Here is an 11,111-nt window from a genome sequence, read left to right as displayed (position 1 = left end):
CCTGAAGTCCTTCACTTATACCCTTCTCCTTCTTCCAGACCTCATCAAGCTCCCCTACTCGCTTACGCATCGCTATTGCCATGTTAACGCATTTTTCAGCGTCTACCGCCGTGCCTTCCGTTTCGGGATCTCCAAAAAATATCAGAATAGCATCACCGATGAACTTATCTATAGTTCCCCCAAAATGTAATGCTATTTCCGTCATTTCTGACAAATATTCATTAATTATTTCTGCCAACAAATCAGGATCTAATCTATCCGACAAACTTGTAAATTCTTTGATATCAGAGAAAAAGACAGTTAATTTTTTCCGAGTGTAAGTCTCCACCTTATCCGTCTCAGTTTCGAATATGTTTTTGTATATCTGAGGGCTAAGATACTTTGCGAGCTGACTAGATATTTTCTCTAAACGCTCTGTTTTAAAGGAAAGCTCTTCAAAAGCTTTTTCATTTTCTACCAGCAACTCCTCATTTCTCGCTTGCAGAGTTACTTCGTTGGTTCGATCAATTAACTGTCCTTGAACTCCAATAAGTTCATTTGAAAATGAACTTGATGTCCGGGTGGAAGCCAATGTAAAATAACGCTCTTCATCCCTCACAATTATTTTAATTTTATGTATTAATAATTTTCCATCTTTATTAAGCTTTTGCTTGAACTCTGAGATGTGGCTTTGCGCGACGTCTAATAGTCCTAATAACGTTAGAAGATTTTGACCCTCAAGAAGCACATCAGCATTAAAAAGGGATTTAAAGTTTTTGTTGACCTTAATTATATTTAAATCTACGTCTGCAAAATACGTAGCTGTAATTGCGTTTTCAAAGTTAAAAAAACTAAGATCATACAAAAATTGCTGATTAAAAAGCCTTTCTAACTCCACTAATTGTTCCCCGTATCACATTGTTATATATAATAATTTTTCCATCAGAAAAAAGCCTGCAAATTAGTTTGTGATCGACCGAGTATTAGAGCGTGAACATCGTGGGTACCTTCGTAAGTGTTCACAGTTTCGAGGTTCATCAAATGCCTGAAAACATGAAAATCCTGCGAAATTCCATTTCCGCCATGCATATCTCTAGACTGCCGCGCGATATCCAGCGCCTTTCCACAATTATTCCGTTTGGTCAGGGAAATCATTTCTGGTGCTGCATTACCCTCGTCCATGAGTCGACCGACCCTTAAGCAGGCCGTTAAACCCAGTGTAATTTCAGTTTGCATATCAGCTAATTTTTTTTGAAAGAGTTGGGTTTGGGCTAACGGTTTTCCAAATTGCTTCCGATCTAAGCCATACTGCCGTGCAGCATGCCAGCAAAACTCTGCTGCACCCATAACCCCCCAACTAATTCCATAGCGTGCTCTATTCAAACAACCAAAAGGCCCCTTTAATCCTTCAACATGAGGAAGTAATGCCTCTTCTGAAACCACAACGCCATCCATAACAATTTCGCCTGTTACAGAAGCCCTCAGTGACAGCTTCCCCTCAATTTTTGGGCTCGATAAACCTTTCATCCCTTTTTCAAGTACAAAACCTTTTATCTTGCCTTCATGGGCGTCCGATTTGGCCCAAATTACGAATACATCTGCAATTGGTGAATTTGATATCCACATTTTAGAACCTGTTATGCGGTACCCACCTTTAATTTTCTCCGCTCTTGCCTTCATAGAAGCTGGATCGGAACCTGAATCTGGTTCTGTAAGACCAAAGCACCCTATCATCTCACCATTTGCTAAAGCTGGTAGATATTTTTGTCTCTGAGCTTCCGTGCCATAAGCATATATCGGATACATTACCAAGCTTGATTGAACCGACAGCATGGACCGATAACCACTATCAATTCTCTCAATTTCCTGAGCAACTAATCCGTAGGAAACATAGTTGGCACCCAAACCGCCATACTGTTCTGGAATGGTAATGCCAAGAAGGCCCATTTTTCCCATTTCCAAGAAAATTTCAGGACAAACTTCCTCACCTGCAAAACCTTCTACTACTCTCGGCATCAACACCTCTTTTGAGAAAGTGGCAGCACTTTCTTTAATCATGCCTTCATGATCAGCAATAAGGTCAGATAAACGAAAAGGGTCAGACCAATCGAAATTACCCAGATCAGGACTGTCTTTATTTTGCAGTCTCGTTAATTCTACATTCAAGTGACACACCCTCGATAATCAAAAAATATGAGACCCTACTATATCGGTAAAAAGGAAATTGTAAAATATACAAATTTGACGCTCATTACACAAAATTATAAAAATCTGGAAGTTTCCTAACCGAGCGCGTAACCTGCTCCGCGCACAGTACGAATTAAATCCTCAGCACCATTCTTACAAAGGGCGCGCCTGAGCCGCCCAATGTGCACATCGACTGTTCTAGTATCTACATAAATGTCTCGACCCCATACCCGGTCCAGCAAAGCGTCTCTAGACCATACTTTTCTCGGTCTTTCTAAAAAAGTGGCTAACAACTTAAACTCAATAGGTCCTAGCTTTATATTTTCACCAGAGCGTTTAACTCTATAGGTCTCCATATCAAGTTCAATATCTTCAAATGAAAGTTTTTCTGCAACCGCTGCTTCTCTTACGCGCCGAAGCTGCCCTTTAATTCGAGCTAATAGTTCTTTAATACTGAATGGTTTGGAAATATAGTCATCTGCTCCAATCTCCAATCCTCTAATCCGATCGACCTCTTCGGATCTTGCCGACAACATTATAACTGGAGTATTTTTTGTACTTGATGACGATTTTATTTGCCTACACAATTCTACACCACTAAGTCTAGGCATCATCCAATCTAGCACTATGACATCTGGTTCGTAATCTTTGATGAGCTCTGAACCAATTTCACCATCCGCAGCAGAAATAACTTCATAACCCGCTTCCTCCAAGTTATGTTGCAATATAAGACGTTGAGCCTCTTCATCCTCTACGATTAAAATTGTTGGTTTCGCCACATCTAAAATCCTTTTTAGTTATTACCTTTGATATCAGCGGTAGCATCCACCTTTGGTCGGTCGTCTAAAGGGTATTCTCCAGTCGCAACATATATGGCCTGTTCAGCAATAGATGTTATATGATCCCCAACTCTTTCAATATTCTTTGCGATAAAGTGTAAATGCATACAGGTGGTAATATTCTTTGGGTTTTCCATCATAAATGTTAAAAACTCACGGAATAAAGCATTATAGTGTTGATCAATATCTTGGTCTTGTAAGATTACAGACTCCGCGAGATTAACATCCTTTCTGATGTACGCATCAAGACCGTTATTCATCATTACGATAACGTCTTTTGTCATCCGCCTGAGAGACCTACATCCTTGTTCATTAATTGAAGAAGGCTTCATTACAAGAGAGCGCTTGGCCATATTTTTTCCATAATCACCTATACGCTCTAAATTTGAGGCGATTTTAATGAATGATAATGCATCCCTTAGATCAGTAGCTGTCGGAGATCTTAGAGCAATAAGTCTTGCTGTTTGAGCATTAATTTCTTCTTCCAACTCGTCGATAGTTCGATCGTTTTCTCTGACTAGTTTGGCCAAAACCAAGTCAGACTTAACAAGAGCTTCGGATGCATCAAAAAGAGACTTTTCAACTAGCCCACCCATTTTCATCAGAGTAGATTGAATATTTTCAATATCCTCATCAAAAGCCGATACTATATGTTTTTCAACCATCCGTTATCCAATCTTTCCACTAATATAACTTTCCGTTCGGGGATCAGTAGGTTTGACAAATAACTCCTCTGTGTCTCCGTACTCAACTAAGTCACCAAGATGAAAAAATGCAGTTTTGTTACTTACTCGTGCCGCCTGTTGCATTGAGTGCGTAACTATCACGACACAGAAGTTTTCCTTCAAATCGGCAATTAACTCTTCAATTTGCGCAGTTGCAATTGGATCCAATGCGGAACAAGGCTCATCCATAAGAAGCACTTCAGGACGAGTTGCAATCGCTCTCGCAATACACAAACGTTGCTGCTGTCCACCAGACAATCCGGTCCCTGGTTCAGACAATCTGTCTTTAACTTCTTCCCAAAGTGCCGCTCGACGCAGTACCATCTCTACTATTTCGTCCAGATCGGATTTTGATTCAAATAACCCATGTATTCTTGGACCATATGCAACATTGTCGTAAATTGATTTGGGAAATGGATTAGGCTTTTGAAAGACCATTCCAACTTTCGCCCGTAATTGTACAGGATCAACATCTGGGTGATAGATATTCTGCCCATCAAGTAAAATTTCACCCTCTACACGACAGATACTAATTGTATCATTCATGCGATTTAGGCAACGTAAGAAGGTCGATTTTCCACAACCAGAAGGACCAATAAAAGCGGTAACAGTCTTATCTTGTATTTTAACATCCACATTTTTTATTGCCTGTTTATCTTCATAGTAGACTTGAACGCCTCTAGCTGAAATCTTTACTTCGTCTTCCATATTATTCTAATCTTTCCACAATTCTCTTTTGTTTTACCACCGACGCTCAAAGCGGCGACGTAAAATAACCGCTAAAGTATTCATAGTAATTAAAAATACTAACAAAATTATTATGCCACCCCACGCCCGCTCATAAAAGGCAGGGTCTGACCTTTTTGCCCACTCATAAATTTGGGCAGGCATTGCAGAGTTCGGTGACGCTAAACCCTCCAATACAGTGCTAGGCATATTTGTGGCTATGTAACCGATCATTCCAATCAACAGCAACGGAGCAGTTTCTCCTAAAGCCTGCGCTAACCCAATGATAGTTCCAGTTAAAATGCCTGGGGCTGCTAATGGAAGTACGTGATGAAAAACAGTTTGCATTTTTGATGCACCAACCCCCAAAGCAGCATCCCGGATACTAGGAGGAACTGATTTGAGTGACGCCCTGGTAGAAATAATAATTGTTGGAAGGGTCATTAATGTTAACACCATTCCACCAACAAATGGTGCCGATTGCGGCAAATGCATAAAATTAATAAAAACAGCTAAACCTAAAATACCAAATACAATTGACGGCACTGCGGCTAAATTTGAAATATTAACCTCAATTATGTCGGTGATCCAGTTACGAGGTGCAAACTCTTCGAGATATATTGATGCAGCGACCCCTACCGGAAGAGATAGTAAGAGCACAACTAACATCATGTAAAAAGAGCCTACCATAGAAACGCCAAAACCAGCCGCCTCAGGTCTCATATCTGAAGCATCAGAACCCAAGAGAAAAGATAAATTGAATTTTTTTTCTACTATTCCAAGTTTAACTAGCTCATCAACTAAATCTAATTGTTCAGGAGAAACATTCTTACTGTTTTGTATATCATCCCGATTTATCCTGCCCTTTAAATAGCCGTCTATCCAGCTGTTAGTTAAAAATTCAAATGAAATAGTCCTGCCAATAACAGAAGTGTCATTTATAACAAAATTTCTCAGTTCTGATGAAGCACTTTTAGATAGTATCTTGCTAGCGTTTTTTGGCGATAAATCTGTATTAAGGTTATTTGCTGAAATTAATTTTTCAAATGAATTTTTTGTTAAAGGAGCATAGCCAAATGTAGATACTTTCTTAATATCGTTAATGTCTCTATTGCCCTTTTTATCCAACTTGGATTCTATTAGTTCAATATCAAGCGTAATATATGTCTGTTGAAAAGCGGTCACTCCCTTTGTAATAATTGTGGTTAGAAGAATTACTAGCATCAAGAGGCCTATAGAAATTGCAACTAGACCGTATAGCCGATAGCGTTTCTCCGCCGCCCTGCGGTTTCGAGACAAGTCTGATGCCGCTGATAAAAATCTAGTCTCTTGTGCCATTATTCATACTGCTCCCTATATTTTCGAACAACGTACAAAGCTATTACATTAAGAACTAGGGTTATGAGAAATAGTGATAAACCCAATGCGAAAGCAACGAGAGTTTCTGGGCTATTAAAATCGCCATCTCCGGTTAACTGACTCACAATCCGTGTTGTGATTGTCGTCATCGCTTCAAGCGGGTTTCCACTAAACTTTGCAATTGCTCCAGCTCCAAGAACCACAATCATTGTCTCCCCAATTGCCCTTGAGGCCGCTAATAGAATTGCCCCTACAATTCCAGGAAGCGCCGCGGGAATAACCACTAAGCGTATAGTCTCTGATTGAGTTGCACCCAATCCATACGAGCCATCTCTAAGTGATTGAGGAACAGCATTTATTATATCATCTGATAGAGATGATACGAATGGAATTAGCATCATACCCATTACTGTACCAGCTGTCGCAACTGACCTCGCATCAGACATCCAGTTAACGCCAAATGCGCCCCCGTCACCAAAATAATCTCTTAAAAATGGGCCAAATGTAATTAAAGCAAACAGTCCATATACAATTGTCGGAATTCCAGCTAGAATTTCAAGCAGTGGTTTGGCGATTGATCTTGTATAACTTGATGAATACTCTGCCAAGTAGATTGCTGAAAAGAGACCAATGGGAACTGCAACAAAAAGTGCAAAGATAGAGATATAAAAAGTGCCAAAGAGTAAAGGAAGGATAGACATCTCACTGTCACCATGGAAATTTGGAGCCCAAGTGTACCCAAAAAAGAAATCTTTCCACTCATGCAATTCAAAAAACCTAAAGGTTTCAAAAAGCATAGAAATTACGATACCCACAGTTGTTATTATTGCAATTCCAGCAGCAGCTATTAAAATTCCAAGCAAAATATTTTCAACGTAATACCTTGCTCTAAACCCGGGTTTTACCAGGAAAAAATAAAGTAGAATAATGCATACGATCATAAAAAACAAAGCAAGTCGAAAGGTATTATTTGCTTTGTTTTCTAATATCCATAAGTCATAACCGGCCTGAATTAGAAATGATCTTGTTTCCGGATCGAAGGGTTGATTAGCCAAAGCATAAATAGCTGCCATGACTTCATAATCAATTGTACCACTTTGGTTAAATAACTCGGTTGTTTTGGAATAATCGACAGATAAAAGCGTATCTCTTATAGTATTAACCTGCCCGAGTAAGAGAGAGATATTTTCGTCCGGCGATACTTCTAGTGAGTTGGTTAGAACTTTTACAACACTGGCTTCAAAATAAAAAGGGATTAGCAGCCACCAGAAAAAATAAGCTAGTAAAACTGGTAAACCAGTACATAGCAAAGCAAAAAGTCCATAATAGTGAACACGCGAATTAAGTTTCTTTTTATCACCTTCAACAAGATAAGAAACCCTATATGTAGAACCAAAAAAGGTTAGCAGAGAAAACACAATAACAGCCAGAAGTAGTGTTGCGGCTGCCATTTATAACCCCCCGATGGTAACATGTTTAGAACTCATACACATTCATTCCTCTACACATCTAAGATAACAAGTTTATGAAAAATATGTAACAGTAATATGACAAATATAATTTAGATTGGACGAAGGGATACCTGGAAAATGAAGTTCAAGAAATTTATTGAAAATTTACTGTCATAAATACTTTACTTTTTTGTCACTTATTTTTTAAGTAAGAAAGTTAACGTGCGTCTGTTGGGTCTAACAACTGAGATGCACTGATATGCCAAATGATCGCAAGCCCGCGTCAGGTAAACGCTCGTTAAGCACGATAGAAGAAAAATCAGAACAGGCAGGTGAAATTGCCGTTCAATTACTTAACGAGCTAATGAATTTTTTGGCTGATAGAGATCCAAAAAGTATTGAGCAAATCGGCAGAAACAATAGAATATTAAAAACTTTAGAGAACACGATAACCGAAGACTGTACTAAATACATCTCCACGTCTTCTCTAAACGCAAAGCAAACTCGCCGTATTATAGCAATTCTTAAAATTTCAGATCGTTTCACTAAAATTGGCAGCTTGATCGAAGAGACTGGTTCAAAAGTTTTGACACTACCAGAAATATCACGTGAAAATAAATTATTTTCCGAATTATTTTCATTAGGAAATCACTCTGAATTAGTACTTCGAAATTCAAATAAAGCTTTTACCCAAAATAATATTTCTATCGCCTACTCCGTTATAGCAAATATAAATGATGTAACAAATCGATACGATGATTTGTTCAAAAATCTATTAATTGCTATGGTCGATGAGATCAGAACAATCACTGAGAATATGTACATTCAGATAGTAGCTAAAGAATTTGAAACAATTACCAATTACTGTCTTACGAGTTGCGAACAAGTAATTTTCAGTTCTAATTCCGAGACCTCAGAAAAAAAGTTATAAATTTATGCTGATGCGTACAAAACCGGAAAACCCATATATATTTGGAGACTTCTTAGCCCTGAATTGCAGCGAAGATCTCAAGAATTGCGAAATTTTTCGTATAAATGACCTTGAAAAAGAGACATATGCGGAAATTGAAGAGAGACTCGATGGATTTTACATATTATCAAATTCGAGTTCTGCATTGCCTTTAAAAAATCAGAAATTTAGCTCTCGAATTAATGCTTTTTTCGCCCTCGACGCAATATTCGCCTACAACCATTATTTATACATTTAGGTGGAATAATGAGTTTAATACCTTTTTATTTTAACATTTATTATGCAAGCCAATTTGCACATTTGTTCTAAATGATGAAAAAAAATAACATCCGAAATGATAATGCTCTTAATAATTTGAGGAAGGATATTACCTATTCAAATTCTGCTAAGTCCATAACTGGCAAATATGCTATAAAAATTTTGGAGAATTTGACCGGAAGGATGGGACTTTTACGTAGGGCCCAAGGCTATCAGCAATGTAGTTCGTATAAAAATTCTTTCTTTCAAGCAATGGTTCAGCAATATGGAGTATCAATGGAAATTACTTCCGGATCACTTCAAAATATTCCGAAAGTGGGGCCAATCATTCTGGTTGCAAACCATCCATTTGGAATATTGGATGGCCTTATGATGGGATTTATTTTATCAGAGGTGAGAGCCAGTTTTAAAATCATGGCCCATCAAGTATTTGGTAAGTCTACAGAACTAAGCGAGCATATTATCCCAATATCGTTTGACGCTACCAGTGCAGCCATTGATTTAAATATAGCTTCAAGAAAAGGCGCAGTTACATTTTTAAAATCAGGAGGTGCTATTGGTATTTTTCCAGGAGGAACTGTATCGACTTCTAAAACACTTTTTTCAGAACCACTAGATCCTATATGGCGTTCATTCACTGCGCGAATGATTTCAAAGTCTGAGGCCACTGTAATTCCTATTTATTTCGAAGGTCATAATAGCAGATTATTTCAGCTTGCCAGTCATCTTAACTATAACCTAAGAATGGCTCTTTTAATGAAGGAATTTAAAAATCGCATTGATAGACCAATTAAGATATCAGTTGGTCGCCCTATAGGCTATCAAGAATTAAAAAGATTTTCCGATAACCCAAAGCAAATGATGAAAACCCTAAGAGGAAAAACATATGCTATGGGGACGAGTAAAGATAATGGCAGAGAAGTACCGATCGGGTATGAGTTTGAAGAGAGATACAAATCAAGTTAGAAAAATTAAGCAAGTAAGATATTTAATCTTCGAAATTGGGTTACTTTTTCGACGCAAGATTTTTAAATTGACTTAGTTCTGCTTCAGTAAGACTTTCACGCCAGGTAGCATAGTATTGACGAAGCCTTGATTGAATAAATTCATACCTTTTCGGATTTCCCATCTGGCTGAACCATTTTTCAACTTCGCGAATTCCCTTTTTCTTCAAATTTTTTCCAATCTTGCCAGTTTTGTATTCGGTTTCACTCCAATAAATGTAAAAAATCCAGCTATCATCAATTGCAATTCTCTTTTCACCAGACCAGGGATAAGCAGCATCTAATAGGTCTGCAAGCTCATCACTCAAACCTTTAGGCCACTTGACTTCAGATAATCCTTTTCGGCGTATAAAATCTGACAATACGGATACTTCTCTTACTTTTTTATAGCGTCTGTAAACGTTATACAGTTTAATATTTTTGGATTTTTTTTCAGTCATAAGAAATTATACCAAAGCAAGAAACAAGATGTTCCAAGTATACTATGATGAGTAAAAATTTTTTACAATGCACCGCTGCACAGTACTGAATTATCAATCTTCAAAAACTAATATCCGTCTAAAAGCTATTAAATGATTGCCGAATTAGGATATTTTTCAAGTTCAAAAAAAATTTGGAATTCTTCATAAGCAAACAAGAAACGGTCCACTTTCGTGACGAATTTAGATTTAAAGTATGGAGTCTAAGAAATTCGGTATCGCAATGATTATTATCACTAAAATGGTTAGGCAAAATAGGACTTCCAATAATTATATCAAAAGAAAAATTGACTTTATTAATTGTTTCATAAAACAGAGAAATATCTCTTAATGTTGGATGAAATAGATCCAAAATGTAAAAAAGAAGTGAATTCCTCGCTTTAATATTTATAGGTATAATGGGTAATGAATACCGCTTTGCCAATGAAACAGCAGTTGGAACCCATGGACGCTCGGTTAATTGAATTCCAGTTCTTTTTGCAATTCGACCAGAAGGAAATATTATACAAGGACGGCCATGTTGAATTGCTAATTTAAAGAATTCAAGAGTCTCTCTAGATTTAAGTTTATTTCTTTTTTCTTTTTGCCATTCTACCGGTGCAATTAAATTAGAGAGTTGAGGAAAAACACGAAGTACGTCTCTATTTGCGAAGAAAAATAAATCCGGGCGTCTTTCTTTTAATACGGAGTACAATACAAGTGCATCAGAGATGCCGGTTGGGTGGTTAACCACTACAATGAAGGGATCCTTCTCAGGTATGTTTTCTAATCCAGTAAATTTAATTCTACTCGTAAACTTATTAGCCATAAATGTTAATAGATCGTCAGCGCCAAGTTTTTGTCCTGACTGCGCAGCACTTATTGTATCATTATATCTCAATAAATATTTCAAAAATTTACTAAAAATAATAACTAAGGCCGAGCTATTATTTAACCACGGTGCCCGTTCAATTAATAAAGTATCAATTGTCTTTTTCATCAGATAAGTTTGTTTCTGTTAACTTATTTAGATTGTCAGTTAATGGTTTATTTATTAACTGAGTTACATTATGAGCAACTGGCTCATAACTGGTATCCGCGATACTAAATCCAAAAACATTATTGGTATCAAAAAAATATTTAAAGAAACTGAAC

Annotated in this window: 11 protein-coding genes; 2 read left to right on the top strand and 9 right to left on the bottom strand. The window is 37.4% G+C overall.

What is annotated here, in order from left to right; genetic code table 11:
- The 7 genes from ACTF5Q_RS11245 to pstC all read right to left on the bottom strand — a co-directional run.
- On the bottom strand, nt 1–877 hold an 877-nt coding region (locus tag ACTF5Q_RS11245), incomplete at its 3' end, for an adenylate/guanylate cyclase domain-containing protein (RefSeq protein ID WP_438954698.1).
- A 44-nt stretch (nt 878–921) separates the two neighbouring features.
- Nucleotides 922–2,145, bottom strand: coding sequence for an acyl-CoA dehydrogenase (locus ACTF5Q_RS11240; protein WP_438954697.1), 1,224 nt, complete (start codon nt 2,143–2,145; stop codon nt 922–924).
- A gap of 116 nt (nt 2,146–2,261) precedes the next feature.
- Entirely contained in the window at nt 2,262–2,954 is a 693-nt protein-coding gene (phoB, locus tag ACTF5Q_RS11235; RefSeq protein WP_438954700.1) for a phosphate regulon transcriptional regulator PhoB, read from the bottom strand.
- 5 nt (nt 2,955–2,959) lie between these two features.
- Complete coding sequence (gene phoU / locus ACTF5Q_RS11230; RefSeq protein ID WP_438954696.1) at nt 2,960–3,670, bottom strand: phosphate signaling complex protein PhoU; 711 nt, start codon at nt 3,668–3,670, stop codon at nt 2,960–2,962.
- 3 nt (nt 3,671–3,673) lie between these two features.
- Nucleotides 3,674–4,438: a phosphate ABC transporter ATP-binding protein PstB gene (gene pstB, locus ACTF5Q_RS11225; RefSeq protein WP_438954695.1), complete on the bottom strand. Its 765-nt coding sequence runs from the start codon at nt 4,436–4,438 to the stop codon at nt 3,674–3,676.
- A gap of 33 nt (nt 4,439–4,471) precedes the next feature.
- A complete protein-coding gene (pstA, locus tag ACTF5Q_RS11220; RefSeq protein WP_438954694.1) occupies nt 4,472–5,794 on the bottom strand; it encodes a phosphate ABC transporter permease PstA in 1,323 nt (440 codons plus the stop codon).
- A complete protein-coding gene (gene pstC / locus ACTF5Q_RS11215; protein ID WP_438954693.1) occupies nt 5,794–7,266 on the bottom strand; it encodes a phosphate ABC transporter permease subunit PstC in 1,473 nt (490 codons plus the stop codon). Before pstC ends, pstA begins: the two co-directional genes overlap by 1 nt.
- Nucleotides 7,267–7,525: 259 nt before the next feature.
- Between pstC and ACTF5Q_RS11210 the strand changes: the two genes are divergently transcribed.
- Nucleotides 7,526–8,197 carry a PhoU domain-containing protein gene (locus tag ACTF5Q_RS11210; protein ID WP_438954692.1) on the top strand — a complete coding sequence of 224 codons (672 nt, stop codon included), beginning with the start codon at nt 7,526–7,528 and terminating at the stop codon, nt 8,195–8,197.
- Nucleotides 8,198–8,545: 348 nt separating this feature from the next.
- Nucleotides 8,546–9,460 carry a lysophospholipid acyltransferase family protein gene (locus ACTF5Q_RS11205; protein WP_438954691.1) on the top strand — a complete coding sequence of 305 codons (915 nt, stop codon included), beginning with the start codon at nt 8,546–8,548 and terminating at the stop codon, nt 9,458–9,460.
- A gap of 40 nt (nt 9,461–9,500) precedes the next feature.
- Here ACTF5Q_RS11205 and ACTF5Q_RS11200 read toward each other — a convergent pair whose 3' ends face one another.
- A complete protein-coding gene (locus ACTF5Q_RS11200) occupies nt 9,501–9,938 on the bottom strand; it encodes a hypothetical protein (protein WP_438954690.1) in 438 nt (145 codons plus the stop codon).
- A gap of 118 nt (nt 9,939–10,056) precedes the next feature.
- Nucleotides 10,057–10,857 carry a 1-acyl-sn-glycerol-3-phosphate acyltransferase gene (locus tag ACTF5Q_RS11195; protein WP_438954689.1) on the bottom strand — a complete coding sequence of 267 codons (801 nt, stop codon included), beginning with the start codon at nt 10,855–10,857 and terminating at the stop codon, nt 10,057–10,059.
- Nucleotides 10,858–11,111 lie beyond the last annotated feature (254 nt).

Origin of the sequence: Candidatus Salinivivens marinus, from assembly GCF_965655845.1 — a bacterium.
Classification (GTDB): domain Bacteria; phylum Pseudomonadota; class Alphaproteobacteria; order Rhodobacterales; family Rhodobacteraceae; genus Salinivivens; species Salinivivens marinus.
Note: the sequence above shows the minus strand (reverse complement) of the source record. Positions and strands in the feature narration are given on the sequence as shown.